The organism is Pseudomonas fluorescens (genome assembly GCF_040448305.1).
GTDB classification, from domain to species: domain Bacteria; phylum Pseudomonadota; class Gammaproteobacteria; order Pseudomonadales; family Pseudomonadaceae; genus Aquipseudomonas; species Aquipseudomonas fluorescens_BH.
Genome location: NZ_CP148752.1, coordinates 4,483,488 through 4,501,901 on the forward strand (window position 1 = coordinate 4,483,488; position 18,414 = coordinate 4,501,901).

Annotated in this window: 21 protein-coding genes; 10 read left to right on the forward strand and 11 right to left on the reverse strand. The window is 61.9% G+C overall.

The features are described 5' to 3' along the window. The first annotated feature begins 243 nt into the window (after positions 1-243). The 8 genes from WHX55_RS20355 to WHX55_RS20390 all read left to right on the forward strand — a co-directional run bounded on the left by WHX55_RS20355 (position 244) and on the right by WHX55_RS20390 (position 8,208). Positions 244-1,617 carry a glutamine synthetase family protein gene (locus WHX55_RS20355; protein ID WP_150725998.1) on the forward strand — a complete coding sequence of 458 codons (1,374 nt, stop codon included), beginning with the start codon at positions 244-246 and terminating at the stop codon, positions 1,615-1,617. A gap of 7 nt (positions 1,618-1,624) precedes the next feature. Then, positions 1,625-3,016 (forward strand): aldehyde dehydrogenase family protein, encoded by a 1,392-nt coding sequence (locus WHX55_RS20360; protein WP_353741173.1) that lies wholly within the window; start codon positions 1,625-1,627, stop codon positions 3,014-3,016. A gap of 3 nt (positions 3,017-3,019) precedes the next feature. Next, entirely contained in the window at positions 3,020-4,180 is a 1,161-nt protein-coding gene (locus WHX55_RS20365; protein ID WP_151215122.1) for an iron-containing alcohol dehydrogenase, read from the forward strand. A gap of 160 nt (positions 4,181-4,340) precedes the next feature. After that, positions 4,341-5,894 (forward strand): amino acid permease, encoded by a 1,554-nt coding sequence (locus WHX55_RS20370; RefSeq protein ID WP_353741174.1) that lies wholly within the window; start codon positions 4,341-4,343, stop codon positions 5,892-5,894. 197 nt (positions 5,895-6,091) lie between these two features. After that, positions 6,092-6,382, forward strand: a complete 291-nt coding sequence (locus WHX55_RS20375; RefSeq protein ID WP_150725994.1) for a hypothetical protein — start codon at positions 6,092-6,094, stop codon at positions 6,380-6,382. 81 nt (positions 6,383-6,463) lie between these two features. Next, positions 6,464-7,036 carry a chorismate mutase gene (locus tag WHX55_RS20380; RefSeq protein ID WP_353741175.1) on the forward strand — a complete coding sequence of 191 codons (573 nt, stop codon included), beginning with the start codon at positions 6,464-6,466 and terminating at the stop codon, positions 7,034-7,036. Positions 7,037-7,042: 6 nt separating this feature from the next. Beyond that, entirely contained in the window at positions 7,043-7,777 is a 735-nt protein-coding gene (locus WHX55_RS20385) for an SGNH/GDSL hydrolase family protein (protein WP_353741176.1), read from the forward strand. 2 nt (positions 7,778-7,779) lie between these two features. Beyond that, a complete protein-coding gene (locus tag WHX55_RS20390; protein ID WP_353741177.1) occupies positions 7,780-8,208 on the forward strand; it encodes a nuclear transport factor 2 family protein in 429 nt (142 codons plus the stop codon). Between the two features lie 146 nt (positions 8,209-8,354). Here the strand turns inward: WHX55_RS20390 and WHX55_RS20395 are convergent, their stop codons facing one another. Genes WHX55_RS20395 through WHX55_RS20410 form a run of 4 tightly spaced genes read right to left on the reverse strand, consistent with a single transcriptional unit; the run spans position 8,355 to position 12,595 of the window. Next, the gene (locus tag WHX55_RS20395; RefSeq protein WP_353741178.1) at positions 8,355-9,479 is read right to left on the reverse strand and encodes an agmatine deiminase family protein; all 1,125 of its coding nucleotides are present in this window, start codon (positions 9,477-9,479) and stop codon (positions 8,355-8,357) included. A gap of 48 nt (positions 9,480-9,527) precedes the next feature. Beyond that, positions 9,528-10,628, reverse strand: a complete 1,101-nt coding sequence (locus WHX55_RS20400) for an extracellular solute-binding protein (protein WP_353741179.1) — start codon at positions 10,626-10,628, stop codon at positions 9,528-9,530. A 1-nt stretch (position 10,629) separates the two neighbouring features. Then, the gene (aguB, locus tag WHX55_RS20405; RefSeq protein WP_150725986.1) at positions 10,630-11,538 is read right to left on the reverse strand and encodes an N-carbamoylputrescine amidase; all 909 of its coding nucleotides are present in this window, start codon (positions 11,536-11,538) and stop codon (positions 10,630-10,632) included. A gap of 4 nt (positions 11,539-11,542) precedes the next feature. Beyond that, positions 11,543-12,595 (reverse strand): agmatine deiminase family protein, encoded by a 1,053-nt coding sequence (locus WHX55_RS20410; RefSeq protein ID WP_353741180.1) that lies wholly within the window; start codon positions 12,593-12,595, stop codon positions 11,543-11,545. 134 nt (positions 12,596-12,729) lie between these two features. On the opposite strand from WHX55_RS20410, the gene WHX55_RS20415 reads away from it, so the two are divergent. Beyond that, complete coding sequence (locus WHX55_RS20415) at positions 12,730-13,605, forward strand: LysR family transcriptional regulator (protein WP_353741181.1); 876 nt, start codon at positions 12,730-12,732, stop codon at positions 13,603-13,605. On the opposite strand, the gene WHX55_RS20420 is transcribed toward WHX55_RS20415, so the two are convergent. The 6 genes from WHX55_RS20420 to WHX55_RS20445 all read right to left on the reverse strand — a co-directional run bounded on the left by WHX55_RS20420 (position 13,606) and on the right by WHX55_RS20445 (position 17,394). Then, the gene (locus WHX55_RS20420; RefSeq protein ID WP_353741182.1) at positions 13,606-13,995 is read right to left on the reverse strand and encodes a cytochrome c family protein; all 390 of its coding nucleotides are present in this window, start codon (positions 13,993-13,995) and stop codon (positions 13,606-13,608) included. Positions 13,996-14,185: 190 nt separating this feature from the next. After that, on the reverse strand, positions 14,186-14,578 hold the full coding sequence (locus WHX55_RS20425; protein ID WP_353741183.1) for a DUF1801 domain-containing protein: 393 nt from the start codon (positions 14,576-14,578) through the stop codon (positions 14,186-14,188). 62 nt (positions 14,579-14,640) lie between these two features. Next, entirely contained in the window at positions 14,641-15,084 is a 444-nt protein-coding gene (locus WHX55_RS20430; protein WP_353741184.1) for an arsenate reductase ArsC, read from the reverse strand. Positions 15,085-15,110: 26 nt separating this feature from the next. Beyond that, positions 15,111-16,040, reverse strand: a complete 930-nt coding sequence (locus tag WHX55_RS20435; RefSeq protein WP_353741185.1) for a Ppx/GppA family phosphatase — start codon at positions 16,038-16,040, stop codon at positions 15,111-15,113. A gap of 285 nt (positions 16,041-16,325) precedes the next feature. Further along, a complete protein-coding gene (locus tag WHX55_RS20440; protein ID WP_353741186.1) occupies positions 16,326-16,664 on the reverse strand; it encodes a hypothetical protein in 339 nt (112 codons plus the stop codon). A 67-nt stretch (positions 16,665-16,731) separates the two neighbouring features. Then, entirely contained in the window at positions 16,732-17,394 is a 663-nt protein-coding gene (locus WHX55_RS20445; protein WP_353741187.1) for an ATPase, read from the reverse strand. Between the two features lie 230 nt (positions 17,395-17,624). On the opposite strand from WHX55_RS20445, the gene WHX55_RS20450 reads away from it, so the two are divergent. After that, positions 17,625-17,942: an NIPSNAP family protein gene (locus WHX55_RS20450; RefSeq protein WP_150671671.1), complete on the forward strand. Its 318-nt coding sequence runs from the start codon at positions 17,625-17,627 to the stop codon at positions 17,940-17,942. A 1-nt stretch (position 17,943) separates the two neighbouring features. Here the strand turns inward: WHX55_RS20450 and WHX55_RS20455 are convergent, their stop codons facing one another. Then, positions 17,944-18,402 carry a GNAT family N-acetyltransferase gene (locus WHX55_RS20455; RefSeq protein WP_353741188.1) on the reverse strand — a complete coding sequence of 153 codons (459 nt, stop codon included), beginning with the start codon at positions 18,400-18,402 and terminating at the stop codon, positions 17,944-17,946. Positions 18,403-18,414: the final 12 nt, after the last annotated feature.

Below are 18,414 nucleotides of genomic sequence, written 5' to 3' on the forward strand. Positions count from 1 at the left end.
CCCTGTAGGAGCGAGCCTGCTCGCGAAGGTCGTCAACGATGACGCGGGTTTTCTGATTACACGCGGTATCTTCAAGTCCATCGTCGGAACGCCGCCCGGAGCAAGCTCGCTCCTACAAGGTAGGCTAAGCTGTGATCAACTCGTTGCTCACGATGCTCGGTTCTGCAGGTTTTGGGTTTTTCTGGAGAGCGTCTGCAACAGCTATCCCAGACTGGCCCAAACCTTTCACGCAGGATTGCCGTGATGACCGAGCCCCTCCTCAGCTTTGATGCACTCAAGCGCGCCGCTGCCGCTGGCGAAATCGATACCGTGCTGGTCTGCATGGTCGACATGCAGGGACGCCTGGTCGGCAAGCGCTTCCAGGTCGAGTTTTTCATCGACAGCGGCCACGAAGAAACCCACTGCTGCAACTACCTGCTGGCCGATGACATCGACATGGAGCCGGTGCCAGGTTACGCCGCGGCCAGTTGGAGCAAGGGTTACGGCGATTTCGTGCTCAAGCCCGACATGTCCACCCTGCGGCGCGTGCCCTGGCTTGAATGCACGGCGCTGGTGCTGTGCGACGTGCTCGATCATCACCATCGCCAGGACCTGCCCCACAGCCCGCGGGCGATTCTGAAAAAGCAGGTCGAGCGCCTGCGCGAGCGTGGTTATACCGGCATGTTTGCCTCGGAACTCGAGTTCTATCTGTTCGATGAGAGCTACGAGGCGATCCACCGGCGCAACTATCACAAACCGAAAACCGCCGGCCATTACATCGAGGACTACAACATCCTGCAGACCACCCGCGAAGAGCCGGTGCTGCGGGCGATCCGCAAGCACTTGCAGGCCTCGGGCATTCCCGTGGAAAACTCCAAGGGTGAATGGGGCCCTGGGCAGGAAGAGATCAACATCCGCTACGCCGACGCCATGACCATGGCCGACCACCACGTCATCATCAAGCACGCCTGCAAAGAGATCGCGCAGTTGCAGGGCAAGGCGATCACCTTCATGGCCAAGTGGCGCTACGACGCCGCTGGTTCCAGCAGTCACATCCATAATTCGTTGTGGGACAAGAACGCCAAGAAGCCGCTGTTCTTCGACGCGAAAGCCGAGTTCGGCATGTCGAAACTGATGCGGGCCTGGGTCGCCGGGCAGCTCAAGTACGCCAACGACATCACCTGTTTTCTCGCGCCCTACATCAACTCCTACAAGCGCTTCCAGGCTGGCACTTTTGCGCCGACGCGGGCGGTCTGGAGCCGCGACAATCGCACCGCCGGCTTTCGCCTGTGTGCCGAAGGCAGCAAGGCCATCCGCATCGAATGCCGCATCGGCGGCGCCGACCTCAACCCCTATCTGGCCTTCGCCGCGTTGATCGCGGCGGGTTTGGCAGGTATCGACGAGAAGCTCGATCTGGCGCCGCCATTCGAAGGCGACGCCTACCTCGACGAGCATTTGCCGGAAGTGTCCAAGACCCTGCGCGAGGCAAGCGCCGCCCTCAAGGCCTCAAGCATGTTGCGCGAGGCATTCGGTGATGAGGTAGTCGACCATTACGTGCACACCGCCGAGTGGGAGCAGAAGGAGTACGACCGGCGAATCACCGACTGGGAATTGCAGCGCGGTTTCGAGCGCTACTGAGAACATCATGACTGCGAAGGTGCAACTGATCTCCCCGATCGATGGCCGGGTGTACGTCGAACGCGATCTTGCCGATGCGGCGCAGATTGAGCTGGCGCTGACGGCGGCTGCCAGCGCACAGGCGTCATGGCAACGTCGATCACTGAGCGAACGCGCGGCATTTTGCAGCGCTGCGGTGGACGCGATGCTGTCGATGCAGGCGGACATCGTGCCGGAACTGGCCTGGCAGATGGGCCGCCCGGTGCGTTACGGTGCCGGCGAACTGCGCGGTTTTGCCGAACGCGCCCGGCACATGATCGCTATCGCACCGCAGGCCCTGGCCGCTATAGAGCCGGAGCCCAAGGCGGGTTTCCGGCGCTTTATCAAACGCGAGCCGCTGGGCACGGTGCTGGTGGTCGCTCCGTGGAATTACCCGTACCTGACCGCGGTGAACACAATCATCCCGGCGCTGATGGCCGGCAACAGTGTGATCCTCAAACATGCATCGCAAACCCTGCTGGTGGGCGAGCGTTTTGCCGAGGCCATGCGTCGCGCAAAACTGCCCGAGGGGTTGTTCCAGAATCTGCTGCTCGACCATGTGTCGACCGGAGCGATCATTGCTGACGGGCGCGTGCAGCAAGTGAACTTCACCGGTTCCGTGGAGGCTGGCAAAGTCATGGAAAGCGCCGCCAGCGGACAATTTCTCGGCATGGGCCTGGAGCTCGGCGGAAAAGACCCGGCCTATGTCCGGGCAGACGCCAACCTTGAGCATGCGGTGGAAAATCTGGTGGACGGCAGTTTCTTCAATTCCGGGCAGAGTTGCTGCGCCGTGGAACGCATCTACGTCGACCAGAAAATCTACCCGGTGTTTGTCGAGCGCTTCGCCGAACTGACCCGCCAGTATGTGCTGGGCAACCCGTTGGACGAAGCCACCACCCTCGGTCCGCTGGTGACGCCGGGCGCCGCATTCTTCGTTCGTGGCCAGATCGCCGAAGCGCTGGCCCAGGGCGCCAAAGCGCTGATCGATCCAAAGTCCTTTCCCGCCGACGTACCGGGCAGCGCCTACCTCGCGCCGCAAGTGCTGGTGGACGTGAACCATCAGATGTCGGTCATGCGCGACGAAAGCTTTGGCCCGGTGGTCGGCATCATGCCGGTGGCCAGTGATGAAGAAGCCATCGCCTTGATGAACGACAGTGAGTTCGGGCTCAGCGCTTCCATCTGGACCCAGGACCTCGCCGCGGCTGAACGCCTGGGCAACGAGATCGCCACCGGCACCGTATTCATGAACCGCTGCGATTACCTGGACCCGGCACTGGCCTGGACCGGCGTGAAGAACAGCGGGCGCGGCGTCACTCTGTCGCCATTGGGCTACGAACACCTGACCCGGGCCAAATCCTTTCATCTGCGTCACGAGGTGTAGACCATGAACCTGACAGGAAACTGGAACTACCCCACGAGCGTTCGTTTCGGTGTCGGGCGCATTGCCGAGTTGGCCGAGGTCTGTCGCAGCCAGGGTATCCAGCGCCCCTTGCTGGTGACCGACAGCGGCCTGGCGCGCGCGCCGATCACCACGGCGGCCCTCGACGCATTGCGCGCCGCCGGTCTTGGCGTGGCGCTGTTTTGTGACCTCAAGCCCAACCCGGTGGAAGCCAACCTGGCCGGCGGGCTCGACGCCTGGCGTGCCGGCCAGCACGATGGCGTGATCGCGTTCGGCGGCGGCAGTGGCCTGGACATGGGCAAGCTGATTGCCTTCATGAGCGGCCAGACCCGCCCGGTCTGGGACTTCGAAGACATCGGCGACTACTGGACCCGCGCCGACGACAGTCGCATCGCCCCGGTCATTGCCGTGCCGACCACGGCGGGAACCGGTTCCGAAGTCGGGCGTGCGGCGGTGATCATCGACGAGCGCACCCACACCAAACGCATCATCTTCCACCCGAAAATGATGCCCCGCGTGGTGATCAGCGACCCAGCCCTCACCGTCGGCATGCCGGCGAAAATCACCGCTGGCACTGGCATGGACGCGTTATCCCATTGCCTGGAAGCGTATTGCGCCCCCGGCTTTCACCCCCTGGCCGATGGCATTGCCGTGGAAGGCATGCGCCTGGTGGCCAACTCACTGGTGAAGGCGGTACACACCCCGTCGGACCTTGAGGCCCGCGCGCAAATGCTCGCGGCGGCGGCCATGGGCGCCACGGCATTCCAGAAAGGCCTGGGCGGGATGCATGCGCTCTCCCATCCGGTGGGTGCGCTGTACGACACCCATCACGGCATGACCAACGCCACCTTCATGCCCTATGTCCTGCAGTTCAATCGCTCGGCCATCGAGGAGCGCATCACCCGCCTGGCGGCGTACCTGCGCCTGCCCTCGCCGGGGTTCGACAGTTTCCTGGCCTTCGTCCTCAAGCTGCGCAAGGACATCGGCGTGCCCCATACCCTGTTTGAACTGGGCGTGGATGACCGGCAGGCCGACCTGATCGCGGACATGGCGATTGTCGACCCCTCCGCCAGCGGCAACCCGCTGCCATTGACCCGGGACGGCGTGGCAAAGATTTTCGACGCGGCGTTTCACGGCCGTCTGTAGGAGCGAGCCTGCTCGCGATGAACGCCAACGATGACGCGGGGAGCCTGACACCCCGCGTCATCCTCAAGTCCATCGCGAGCAGGCTCGCTCCTACAGAAAACCAAGGTCGAGCCTACGGCGGCTCAGTTCGACCTGTCCAAAACCTGAAGGGGCACACATCATGAACCCAGCAAGCCAGCCGGGCACCGAAACGCACGACGATGACGTCAAGGTGCTGCACAGCATGGGCTATGCCCAGCAACTCTCACGACGAATGGGGGTTTTCTCCAACTTCGCCATTTCCTTTTCGATCATCTGCATCCTCTCGGGTGGCATCAACTCCCTGGCCCAGGGCACCTCGGGCGCGGGTGGGATATCCATCGGCATCGGCTGGCCGATCGGCTGCCTGATCTCCGGGGTATTCGCCATGGCCATGGCGCAGATTTCCTCGGCCTACCCCACCGCTGGCGGCCTGTACCACTGGGGCTCGATTCTCGGTAACCGCTTCACCGGCTGGCTGACCGCGTGGTTCAACCTGCTGGGGCTGGTCACGGTGCTGGGCGCGATCAACGTCGGCACCTATTATTTCTTTTTCGGTGCCTTCGGACCGGCACTGGGCATGGAGGACACGACCACGGTCCGGGTGATTTTCCTGGCGATCCTCACCGGCCTGCAGGCCTTGTGCAACCACTTGGGCATCGGCCTGACGGCCAAGCTCACTGACTTCTCCGGCTACCTGATCTTCGCCACGGCGCTGGCCCTGACCGCCGTCTGCCTGATATCGGCACCCAGCTATGAGTTCGCGCGGCTGTGGACCTTCAGCAACTATTCCGGCGAGGTGGGCGGCAGCGTCTGGCCGCAGGTCTCCAACGGCTGGGTGTTCATGCTCGGGCTGCTGTTGCCGATCTACACCATCACCGGCTATGACGCCTCTGCGCACACCTCCGAGGAAACCCGCAATGCGGCCATGTCGGTGCCGCGCGGCATGGTCATGTCGGTGGTCTGGTCGTTGCTGTTCGGCTGGCTGATGCTCAGCGCGTTCGTGCTGATGCTGCCGAACATGGACGAGGCGGCCAAGCAAGGCTGGAACGTGTTTTTCTGGGCCATGAACACCCAGGTCGACCCGACATTGAAACTCGTGCTTTTCGTGGCGATCTTCATCTCGCAGGTGCTCTGCGGGCTGGCCACCGTCACCTCGGTTTCACGGATGATCTTCGCGTTCTCCCGGGACGGTGGCCTGCCCTGCTCAAAAGCGCTGTCCTCGGTCTCATCGACCCATCGCAGCCCGGTGGCGGCGATCTGGACCGGTGCCACCCTCGCGGTGTTGTTCGTCTGGGGATCGTCGGTGATCTCGATCGGGACAACGCCGGTCTATACCATCGTGGTGTCCTGCACGGTGATCTTCCTGTTCTTCTCCTTCGCCATTCCCATCGCGCTCGGCCTGTTTACCTTTGGTACGTCGAAGTGGCCGACCATGGGACCGTGGAACATGGGGCGTTTCTGGTACTCGGTGTTCGCCATTCTCTCGATCCTGTCGATGCTCATCATTTTCATCATCGGCATCCAGCCACCGAACGATTGGGCGCTGTACATCACCATCGGTTTCCTGGTGCTGACGGCCATCGTCTGGTTCGGCTTTGAAGCCCGGCGCTTCCAGGGGCCACCGGTGGGCGACATGATCGTCAAGCGCCAGGCTGAAATTGCCGCGGCGGAGGCGGCGTTGGACCGAAAATAGAGCAAGCAATGAGTAACCTGTAGGAGCGAGCCTGCTCGCGATGGTCGTTAACGATAACGCGTGTTTACTGGCTAAACGCGGCGCTCTCAAGTCCATCGCGAGCAGGCTCGCTCCTACAGAGTCCAGGCCGCATCTGCCAGGTTTTTTTGTATGGCGATGATTTATCCTGTGCCTCCGATTTCACCCCGGAGACACCTGTGCCCGCCCTCACCGCCCGCGAGGTTTACCAGCCGTTGCGCGATGCCGCCCAGGGCATTTGCACCTTCCAGCGAATCGACGACGTCTGCGAGTCTGGCCATGTACGGGTCGACATCGACGGCTGGCGCCTGACGCTGGAAGTCGACGCCGGCCACTTGCGCCACTGCCTGCACGGCCAAAGCCCCGATGGCCGTGAATATGTGTTCGACAACGGGCAACGCTTCGGCACCGACCCGGTGAGTTTGCTCAGTACCTGGGAGCTGGCGCAGATTGAACGGTTGCTGGCCTGAATCCTGCGCAACCTGTCGTTCCCTGGTCGCACTTGTGATAAACAAGCCGGAGTGATTTTTGCGTCCAAGGAGGTTCTGCCCATGTCCCGTTCCCCACGCCTGCCGCACTGGCTGGCCTGCGCCCTGCTCGGTTTGTTCGCTGGCGGTGCCCAGGCCGGCACGACGCCCCCGGCGCCCGATGCCTTGCAGCCCTTGCTGGCGACGATGAATGAGCGGTTGTACATCAGCGAACTGGTGGCGCTGACCAAGTGGGACAGCGGCAAACCGGTCCAGGACAACACCCGGGAAGCGCAAGTCATCGCCAACGCCCGCGCGCAAGCCACCCAGCGCCAGCTCGACCCCGACGATGTCGCCGACCTGATCGCCGCCCAGATCGAAGCCAGCAAACTGGTGCAATACGGCCGAATCGCACAATGGCAAGCGGCGCACAAGGCACCGGACACGCCACGGCCGGACCTGGGCAACGACATCCGGCCCAAGCTCGACACCCTGCAAAACCTGCTGCTCACGCAGTACGCCGCGTTCCTGCCCTATCGCAAAGACCCAAACTGCCCGCAATGGCTGGCCACCGAACGCTCCGCGCTGATCAAGGATTACCTGCATGGCCAGGCGATGATTCGTGCGACGGGCGAGTTGTGTGTTGTGGGGCGATAACCTCAAATGAGCCACACTGAAACCCTCGCTAAAATCTTCCTCGGCCCGGTGTTGCTGGCGCAAGGTCTCTACACCAGGCGGGTGACGCCCAAGTTGCCCGAGGCCGAAGGTGAACGTCAGGGCGATGCCGGCAGTGGCGACGTGTTGCGGTTGTTGATAGTCGGCGACAGCGCCGCTGCAGGCGTGGGTGCGGCGACTCAAGGTGAAGCCCTCAGCGGTCGGCTGGTCGAGCGACTGGCCGATGATTACCAGGTTTCGTGGAAACTCTGGGCGCGCTCGGGTCTGGACTCGCAAGGGTTGCTGGAGCTGCTCGAACAGCATGCCCCCGAGCCGTTCGATGTGGCGCTGTTGTCGATTGGCGTCAACGATGTCACCAGCTCACTCACCCTGGATCAGTGGCTCGCTCGGCAACAGCGTTTGATGGCGCTGCTGTGTGACAAGTTCGCGGTGAGGCAGATTGTGGTGTCGCCGCTACCGCCGATGCATTTGTTCCCCGCATTGCCGCAACCATTGCGCTGGTTTCTGGGTTTCAGGGCGCGGCGTTTCAACGCACAGCTTGCGGATCTGGCCGCACGCCTGGATCAATGTACGATGCTGACTACCCCGCTTGCGCCCGCACCGGGCCTGATGGCCAGCGATGGTTTTCATCCGGGGCCGATGCTCTACCGTCAATGGGCCGACGACGCCGCAAGGGTTATCGACCAACGCTTTCGCAGCACAAAAATAAAAAACAGGAGTTGAAGATGTCCGAGCTGAACCTGAACCACAACGTCGCAGCGTCCCTGAAGCAGTGGCACGCGATGATCGGCAAGCGCGACTTGAGCGGCTTGCCAGAACTGCTCGATCCGCAGGCGGTGTTCCGTTCGCCGATGGCGCATACGCCGTATCCGGGGGCGCCGGTGGTGTCGATGATCCTCAACACGGTCATCAACGTGTTCGAGGATTTCGCCTATCACCGCGAGTTGGCGACGGCGGATGGCTTGAACGTGATCCTCGAATTCAGTGCCAGGGTCGGCGGGAAAGAGCTGAAGGGCATCGACATGATCCGCTTCAACGAACAGGGCAAGATTGTCGAGTTTGAAGTGATGGTGCGGCCGTTGAGTGGCTTGCAGGCATTGGGTGAGGAAATGGGGCGGCGCCTCGGGGCTTACCTGAAGTCCAGCAAGGCCTGACTTATCTGACTCACCAAAATCCCTGTAGGAGCGAGCCTGCTCGCGATGGCGGTGGGTCAGTGAACAACATATTGACTGACACTCCGCCATCGCGAGCAGGCTCGCTCCCACAGGTCCGGTGTTCCAACTCAGATCATGTGTAACCGTTAAACCATCGGCTGATGACTGGTCACGCAGTGAATCCCTCCACCACCGGCGGAGATCGCGTCGATGTCGAGTTGCACCACCTTGCGCTGCGGGTAGAGTTCGGACAGCAGGTCGAAGGCTTTGGCATCGGCTTCTTCGTCGCCGAATTGCGCAGCGATGATCGCGCCATTGATCACGAAGTAGTTGATGTAGCCGGCGGCGAAGTCCTGATTGTCTTTGCTGAACTGGCTGTTACGCGGGTTGAGCGGTGGCGACACGGTATGCACCTGCAACTTGCGGCCATCGGCATCCGTGGCGTTTTCCAGTATCTGCAGATGGGCGCGAGTGACCTTGTAGTCGTAGGACTCGGGGTCGTTGTCGAGGTTGGCGATGACCACGCCGGGCTTGACGAACCGCGCATAGAAATCGACGTGGGCGTCGGTGATGTCCTTGCCCTTGATGCCCGGCAGCCAGATGATTTTGCGCAGGCCCAGCCGTTGTTTCAGTTCCTCTTCGACCTCGGCCTTGGTCCAGTCGGGATTGCGGTTGCGGTTGATCCAGCTGCTTTCGGTCATGATCCCGGTGCCGTGGCCGTCCACTTCGATGCCACCGCCCTCGCCCACCAGTTCGCTGCGCAGGTAGTCCGCCTTGGCGTTTTCGGCGACCTGGGCGGCCAATTGCGCATCGTCCTCATGCTGCTGTTTGTTGCCCCAGCCGTTGAAGTTGAAGTCCACGGCGCCGAGGCCGCCATTGCCATCGACAACAAAATTGGCGCCGATGTCGCGCATCCAGATGTCGTCCAGTTCGGTGATCACGAAGGTGGTGTTGTGGCTGCCGCATTTGGCTTCGGCCAGGCGCCGTTCGCTCTGGCGACAGAACACGGTGACCGGCTCGTATTCGGCAATGCTGCGGGCGATCCGGCCAAGGGCATCTTGCACGTGGGGCGTGAAGTCCTCCCAGATCGCGGCCTGGGCGCCAAAGGCAATGAAGGCCCGCTGGTGTTTGTCCCCTTCATCGGGCATGTACCACTTGCCGTTGCCGGCCGCTCGCACCGGCAGGCAGGCAAAGCCCAATCCCATGGACGCCACCGCGCCCAGCCCGGCGGCGACTGATACCTGCTTGATGAATGTTCGACGTGTCGGCATGTGTTTTCCTGAAATCGAGGTTTGGCCGGCCCTCGGGCCGGCCGGCGATCAATTGACTGTAGCGGTCTTGAATTTGGTCCAGGTGCGCATGCGTGCCCGCATGTCGGCCTGGGGAATGTCCTTGCCGGGAATCAGCCGCGCGTAGGTGGCTTCATCGAGGTAGATGTCCGGGTTGTTGCGCATCGCGGCATCGACATCCGGGCGTGCCTTGGCGTTGGAGGTCGGGTAGCCGGTGAAGTTGCTGATGGCCGCCATGTTCTGCGGGCGCATCACGAAGTTGATGAAGGCGTAGGCGTACTCCGGATGCCGGGCGTCAACGGGAATGGCCATGGTGTCCATCCACACCGTGGTGCCTTCCCGGGGAATGCGGTAGTGGAAGGTGCTTTTCTTGCCGGCACTGTCCGACGTGCGTTGCGCCTGGGTCATGTCGCCGCTGTAGCCGAGGGACATGCACAGATTGCCGTTGACCAGGTCGGTCACCGGTTGCGACTGGAACTTGCGAATGTACGGCCGCAACTTCATCAGCAAGTCACTGGCCGCCGCCAGGTCCGCCGGTTTGGCGCTGCGCGGGTCGCGGCCGAGGTAGTTGAGCACCACCGCCAGCACTTCGTCCGGCGAGTCGATCATCGAGATGCCGCAGTCGGCGAACTTCGCCGCCAGTTCCGGCTTGAACAGCATGTCCAGGCTATTGACCGGCGCGTCCGGCGCACGCTGGGCAATCTGCTCGGCGTTGTAGGTCAGGCCGATGGTGCCCCAGGTATACGGGACCGTGGCCTGGCGCGACTGCTCATAGTGCGAGCGCAGTTTCTGCAAGCCCGGCTCGACGTCGTTCAGGGCGATGATTCTGGACTGATCCAGCGGTTGCAGGCTGCCGGCGCGCATCAGGCGTTCGGCCACGGTGTCGCCGGGGAAGATCAGGTCGTAGCCGCTGCCGCCAGCGAGCATCTTGGCTTCCAGGGTTTCACTGCCGTCCATCACGTCGTAGATCACCTTGATCCCGGTTTCGGCGGTGAACTTGCCAAGGGTGTCCTCGGCAAAATAGTCGGCCCAGTTGTACAGGCGCAGGGTTTTCTCCTCGGCGTGCAACGCAGACACCGCACAGCCCAGCGCCAGCCCCATGGCCAGGCACAGCTTGTTGATCGTGTTCATGTCACACCCCTTGGGTTGCCCAGCGTGAGTGGATCTGACGACCGTCCTGGGTCAACAAGGCGCCGTACATGTCCGGACGGCGGTCGCGGTAGATACCCCAGGTCAGGCGGTCTTCGCGCATGGCCGCGAGATCCAGGCTGTGGACCAGCACGCCGGTACTGTCGCGGTCGGCTTCGGCGAGCAACTTGCCCTTGTGATTGCAGATGAACGACGAGCCGTAGAAGTTCATTTGCAGGGTCGGGTCGGTGGTCGCCGCTTCCCGGCCGACCCGGTTGGCCGCCACCACCGGCAGCAGGTTGGCGGCGGCGTGGCCGCGCATGGTCATTTGCCAGTGATCCCGGGAATCGAGCGTGGCGCAGCCCGGCTCCGAGCCTATGGCAGTCGGGAACAGCAGCACTTCGGCGCCCATCAAGGCCAGGCAGCGGGCGGTTTCGGGGAACCACTGGTCCCAGCAGATGCCCAGGCCGATGCGCCCGAACGCGGTGTCCCAGACCCGGAAACCGCTGTCGCCGGGGCTGAAGTATTCCTTCTCCTGATAGCCGATAGCGTTGGGGATGTGGGTCTTGCGGTACACGCCCAACAGGCGCCCGTCGGCGTCGGCCACGCTCAACGAATTGAAGTAGGCGTTGCCGGCTTTCTCGTACCAGCTCAACGGCAGCACCACGCCCAACTCTTTGGCCAATGCGGCAAAGCGCTGGAGCACGTGGCTGTCGCGATACTCCTCGGCCAGCGCCAGGTGTTTGTGGTGCTGCTCGATGCAGAAATACGGCGTGGCGAACAGCTCCTGCAACAGGATGACCTGCGCGCCCTTGGCCGCGGCCTCGCGGACCAGTTGCTCGGCCTGGTCGAGGTTGTGTTTCAGGTCCCAGGTGCAGGGCATCTGGGTGGTGGCGATGGTCAGCGTTGTCATGGCATCAACCCCGCACCGACCAGGCCGGCTGTTGCTGGGTGATGCAATGCACACCGCCGCCGCCATGGGCCAGATGGTTGATCCGCACCGGCACCACTTCACGTCCGGGGAATGCCTGCGTCAGCACTTCGGCCGCCACCTTGTCGGCATCGATGCCATAGGCCGGCATGATGATCGCGCCATTGGCGATGTAGAAATTGGTGTAGGAGGCGCAGAACACTTCAGCCTCGGTGTCCACCGCATCGGAGGCTTCATAGAGTTCGATCAGCTCGAACTTGCGGCCCTGGGCATCGGTGGCCAGTTCAAGGGCGCGACGGTTTTCCCGTGCGACTGTGGCGTACACAGAGTTCTGGTCGTGGGTGGCGTCCACCAGCAACACGCCGGGGCGGGCAAAGGCGCACACGCCGTCGACGTGGCCGTCGGTCATGTCGCCGGTCACGTAGTCTGGGTCGCCCGGCAGCCAGATGGTTTTCTTCACGCCCAACAGGCGAGTGAAGATCTCTTCGATCTCGGCCTTGGTCACGCCCGGGTTGCGGTTGGGGTTGAGCAACACCGACTCGGTGGTGATCAGCGTGCCCTCGCCGTCCACATGAATCGCGCCGCCCTCGTTGCTCAGTGCCGTGCCGAAACACTCCAGCCCCAAATGATTGAGCGCGCGGCGGGCCAGGCTTTCGTCCAGATCGTGGGCCGACTTGCCGCCCCAGGCGTTGAAGCGCCAGCTCACACCGGCCAGGCCTTGCTGCGGGTGGCAAACGAAGCTCGGGCCGGAGTCACGGCACCAGCTGTCGTTGACCGCCAGTTCGATCAACTCGATGTTCGGCCCGCACAAGGCCTTGGCACTGGCGACGGCCGAAGGATCGACCACCAGCTTCACCGGTTCGAAGCGGGCGATGGCATTGGCCACCCGGGCGAAGTCTTCTTGTACCTGTGGCAGTGTCACCCGCCAGCCTGACTCCCACAGGGTCTTGTTGTGCGGCCAGACCATCCAGGTGGCGGCGTGGGTGACCCATTCGGCCGGCATCGTCCAAGCGCTGTTTTGAATTACGTTCTGCTGCATGACAAGTACCTCTGAGTTAAGTCATTGTGTTCAATGAAAACGGCCTTGGCGGTCTTGGCATGCATGCTACGGCTGGTAAAACGGGCAAACAAACGATGGATTTTGCAGACAACTGATTAGAGGAACTTATCGATATGCTCAAACACTGGCCGCCCCTGAGCACCCTGCGCGGCTTCGAAGCCGCCGCCCGGCTGGGCAGTTTTCACAAGGCCGCCGACGAGTTGCACCTCACCCAATCGGCGATCAGCCAGCAGATCCGCAGCCTTGAGGCCTACCTGGAACAACCGCTGTTCCATCGCAGCGGGCGCAGCGTCAGCCTGACCGATGCCGGTCATGATCTGCTGAGCACCACCCAGGCGTTGTTGCAACAACTGGCGGTGGGCATTCGCCGGTTGGGGCAATACCAGAAACCCAATCAACTGGTGCTCAACACCACCCCGGCGTTCGCCCGGCACTGGTTGTTGCCGCGTCTGGGGGATTTCCGTCGCCAGCATCCGCTGGTCGATCTGTGGATTTTCAGCACCGATGAAGTGCCCGACATGGCCAGCCAGACCATCGACCTGGCGGTGCGCGACGACATCGGTTCCCAGGCCGAGTGCAGCTTCAAGGTGCTGCACGCCGACCGCCTCTACCCGGCGTGTCACCCGAGCCTGTTGGCCGTACCGGTGGAACAGCGCACCACCCTGCACGGCGAGCGGGAAATGGACTGGAGCCACTGGGCGGTGGAATCGGGCATCGATGTGGGGCAGATGGATCAGGGATTGAACTTTTCCGATCCGGGTTTGCTGCTGGACGCGGCCTGCACCGGGCTGGGCATTGCGCTGGTTAGCCAGTTGCTGAGTCGGCAGGCGCGGGCCACCGGGCTGTTGCAGCCGATGGTGGAGCAAACCATCCGCGGCCCGAACTGGGCGCTGCTGACCCACCGTGACAGCGAAAACATTGCGATGGCGCGGGCCTTCACCGAGTGGCTGGTCGACAATCTGGCGACCGACCCGCAGGCCACAGTGTGATTACTGCGCCGGGAAGGTTTGCAGGTAGGCGAGCAGGTCTTCGATTTTCTCCGGGTCGCTGAGGCCCCAGAAAATCATGCGGGTGCCGGGCACGACCTTCTTCGGCGCTTCTAGGTAGGCGATCAGGGTTTCGCGGTCCCAGACCAGGTTGGCTGACATCATTGCATCGGAATACACGTAGTCCGTGGTGACGGCGGAGTGGCGACCGATCACGCCATTGAGTTGCGGGCCAAAGAAGGCGCGAGCCGATTCACCGATCTGATGGCAGCCGCTGCAGAGGCGCTTGTACACTTTCTCCCCGGCCTGGACATCGCCGGCAGCAAGGGTGGGAGTGCTGAACAGGCCAGCGCTGAGCGCCAGGGCGAGGGTCAGGGCGGCGATTTTCTTCATATTGCGTTTCCAGTTTTACATTACCGGCTATTGGAACATGACAGCTGAGGATATCCAAAACGGTCAGGTGGGCACCGTCCCCTGTGGGAGCGAGCCTGCTCGCGAATTCGGTGTGTCAGTCGACATTGATTTTGAATGTCAGTCCGCATTCGCGAGCAGGCTCGCTCCCACAGGGGGTCTGTGTACTGAGTTACTTTTTGGTTCGCGAGGTATTGAGTTCAATGGCTGCATTAATCAACGACGCCAATGCCTTTTCATCGATTTGCTCACCTTCGTGGACATCGATGGCACGTCGCGTATTGCCTTCAAGGCTTGCATTGAACAGCTTCGACGGATCGTCCAGTGAAGCGCCCTTGGCGAAGGTCAGCTTCACCACTTGCTTGTAGGTCTCGCCGGTGCAAAGGATGCCGGCATGGGACCATACCGGCACACCCCACTTCCACTCTTCAATCACTTCGGGGTCGGCCTGGCAGATGATCTTGCGGACGTGTGCCAGGGTTTCGCCGCGCCAGTCGGCCAGTTCCCGGATTCGTTCGTCGATCAGCGCCGAGGCTTCGTTTGAGTCAACCTTGTCCGTTTTCATCACCGTTTCGACCCTCATCATGATGGTTGTGACCGATGAGGGTAGACGCTGTTCGAAGGTTTTCAGGAATCGCTGACTGACGGCACCTGGGGCACGGGGCGGGTTTTCACGGTGACGAACATTTTGATGCGGTCGCCGATTTCCTGGAGGGTATGGCGGAACGGGTCGTGTCTTTCGCTGGTGGTCGGGTCTTCGAAGCTCCAGACCATCACTTCCGCGGTAAACGGCATGCGCGAGGCCTCTTCGGAGGACTTGTCGCACAGGGTGATGACGTAGTCGAATGCCTGGCCTTCGAAATCCTCGAGGGACTTGCTGCGCAAGCCGCTGGCATCGACACCGATGTGATCGAGGGATTCGAACGTGCGCGGGTCGATCTCGGTGGCCTCGAGCCCGGCGCTGAAGGCCTGGAAATCGGCAGGATCGATGTGGTGCAACAGGGCTTCGGCCATGGGTGAGCGGACATCGTTTCGGGCGCAGACGAACAGCACGCGACGGGGGTCGGTCATGGTTTTACCTCTGCTGGCTGGGTGTTTTAGTGTTTGCTCATCAATCCATGCAGCACGCCGAACCGCAAACCCGGTTCTGACGCAATCATTTGCGTGATCCCGAACACCTTGAACGCGGCCAGCATCACCACCAGGCCGCCGGGCAAAATGCTCAGGCGATGGGTGGGCAAACCGGCCAGCTTGAGGTGTTTCACATGTTTGACCTCCAGCAGGCGCAACGACAGGCGCAACAGGCCGCCGTAGGTGATGCCGCTTTGGCCGTCATCATTGAGGCCATTGGCCTTGAGCACCTTGGCCAGCATCCGCGCCGTCCCGGAGGAGCCGACCGCCTGCTGCCAGCCCATGGCGCGGTAACGCCGGGCAATGCGTTCGAATTGCACGGTGGCCTCGCGTTCGGCCTCCAGCAGCGCTTCGGCCACGATCCGCCCGCCGTGGAAGTAACGCGCACCGAAAGTGCCGCTGCCGATGGCAATGCTCTCGGTGACCAGCAGCTGGTTGCCACGGCCGATGATCATCTCCGTGGAGCCACCGCCGATATCCACCACCAGCCGCGTGGTTTGCGCCGGCAAGGTGTGGGCCACGCCGGCGTAGACCAGTTGCGCCTCTTCGTGACCGGAAATGACGTCGATGCGAAAGCCCAGGTGGCGTTCGGCACTGGCCAGGAACAGCGGCGCGTTGTCCGCTTCGCGTACCGCGCTGGTGGCCACCGCCCGCACGCGCCCGGCCTCGAAACCGCGCAGTTTTTTGCCGAATCGCGCCAGCGCCTGCCAGCCCCGGTCCAGCGCCAACTCATCGAGTGCCCCGCCCTGCAGGCCTTCGGCCAGACGCACTGGTTCACGCAGGGTTTTCACTTCCTGGATGACCATCTGCTGGTTCCGTCTCACCGACTGGCCAATCATCAGGCGAAACGCATTGGAGCCCAGGTCGATGGCGGCAAACAGCGGGGCGTCTTTCATAGGGGGTTCCTTGCACATTCATCTGCCGGCGGACTGGCGGCCGTCGGGCACTCAAGACGGATTGCGAGGATCTTGCCATTGCTTCGATGACACCCAGATGACAGCGCCGGGAGATCTGACCCACACCACTATTAGTTGGCAGTCAGCGAATTAACGGCATCCTGATGAATGGCCATCAAGCCGTCATCGAATCGTCATGAACCGGGCGGCATAATCAAGTCATTCAATGCGTGCTTTAACTTTCTGCTGCCAGTCCCGGCAGCTTTTTTTTGCCTGGAATTCTGCTTACAGACACTCCTGCGCCGCACGTTCGAACGTCGACGGCACGAAGGTCGAAGCCAATAGCTTGCGCTCGTACAGGAACACCTTGCCGCCGTTCGAGGCTTTATAGGCTTCCAGCACATTGTCCGCCGCCACTTTGCTCGGGATGACGATGCGGTAGCTGCGCTGGGTCTGCGACACCGTTGGGTTGAGCGCATTGTGCTGCAACTTCGGCACCACGCAATGGGTGTACTCCTCGGGCGACTTGCTGGTCTGCAAGGTCATGGTCGGATTGTTCGGCGTGGCACAACCGGCCAGCAGCAGCGAGGCGAATACCAGGCTCGGGGCAAAAACAGTGCGCATGTATCAGGTCCTGAATAGAAATCCACGGTGGATCGGGTTGCCCGCCGCTCAATGGGCGTCGGTCTGATTAATTTGCTGTTGCGGTCAATCCGGCGGTCACCAGCGCCGTCAACGACGCATCGAACTGTTTCAGCGCGGTCAGTTGCAGGTCGCGTTGCTGTTCGATTTGCGCGGCGATCTCGGGTGCGGTCTTGTCATGCACCCACACCGACGGCAGTTGTTTTTCCACCGCGCCTTCGGCCTTGCCGATGTACTGCAGGTTGGCGTCGTAGAACCGCGCGGCGAAACGCGCCTCGACCCGGTCGTTACGCTGGGTCAGCAGTTGGTTGTGGGTATCGAGCATCACCACCACATCCGGATGGGCCTGCACCAGCGCATCGAGGTTGTCGTAGACCGTCACCGACACAAAGGTGTGGTGCAGCGAACCCATCAGCCAGTCGATGGCCAGGTCCGGGTCGGAACTGTTGACGAACGCCTGGCGAATCCGCGCGTCCAGTGCGTTCTTCGCACCGTTGACGGCCACCGAGTGGTATTGCTCAAGGTATTGCAGGTTTTCCACGGTGTTTTCGCTGTACAGCACCCCGACCGTCTGCCCGTATTGCAGCCCGCCCTGGCTAGCGGTGATGGGCGGCAGATGGCAGGTGCGTGCGTCTTCGGCAAAGGCCGATGCGGTGGATGCAACACTGCCCAGCAACAGGGCAATCACAGCCAGTCGGGTCAAGATTTTCATCGCGCAGGTTCCTTGAGCAGCGTGTTCAATGCCGGCGATTTTCCGCCTTTGCGCAAAAAACAGAACTTGCGATTCTTGATGGTGACTATTGACTGAACCAATAGTGCGGCGGCGCCAGCACCTGCCTCTGGCGCAAACTTACCGGTCAATGTCGAAAAAGCGGCTGTGCCGGGCGCCCACGGTTGATTACAGTGGCGACTGCCCTCAAAACCTGATCAAGGAACGAAACAATGGTGACCTGCTACCTGAAATACGTGCTCGATCCCTACCAGCTCGACGCATTCGAGCACTACGGCAAGTTGTGGATTCCCCTGGTGGAAAAATTCGGCGGCCAGCACCACGGCTACTTTTTGCCCTCGGAGGGCGCCAACAATATCGCCCTGGCGCTGTTCACCTTCCCCAGCCTGGCCACGTACGAGCATTACCGGCAGCAATCGATGAACGATCCTGAGTGCATCGCCGCGTTCAAGTACGCCGAAGACAGGAAATTCATCCTCAGCTACGAGCGTTCATTCATGCGGCCGGTGTTTGGCGAACAGGATCGCTGACTCAGTCTTTTTTCAGATCCAGGCAATAGGTGTAGTAACCGGGGTCGCGCACCCAGCCCAGGGATTCATACAGGTGCTGGGCGGTGAGGTTGTCGGTGGCGGTTTCCAGGGTCATGCCTTTGCCGCCGGCCAGCTTCGCAAAATCCCGGGCGGTGTTCATCAGCAAGGTGCCGACGCCTTTGCCCCGGGCGGCAGGCGTGGTGAACAGATCACCGAGCAGCCAGGTGCGATGGGCATCGATCGAGGAAAAGGTCGGGAACAGCTGGACGAAGCCGAGGTTTTCGCCGTCGCTGTCCTGGGCAAGAAAAATCACCGAGTCATCCCGGGCGAGTCGTTCGGCGATGAAGGCGCGCGATTGCGAGAGGTTCGACGGCTGCTTGTAGAACATCCGGTAGGCGTCAAACAAAGGTGCGATCTGGTCGATGTGCGATGCGTCGGCGCGCAGGGCCTGAATAGCCATGAGGGTGCTCCA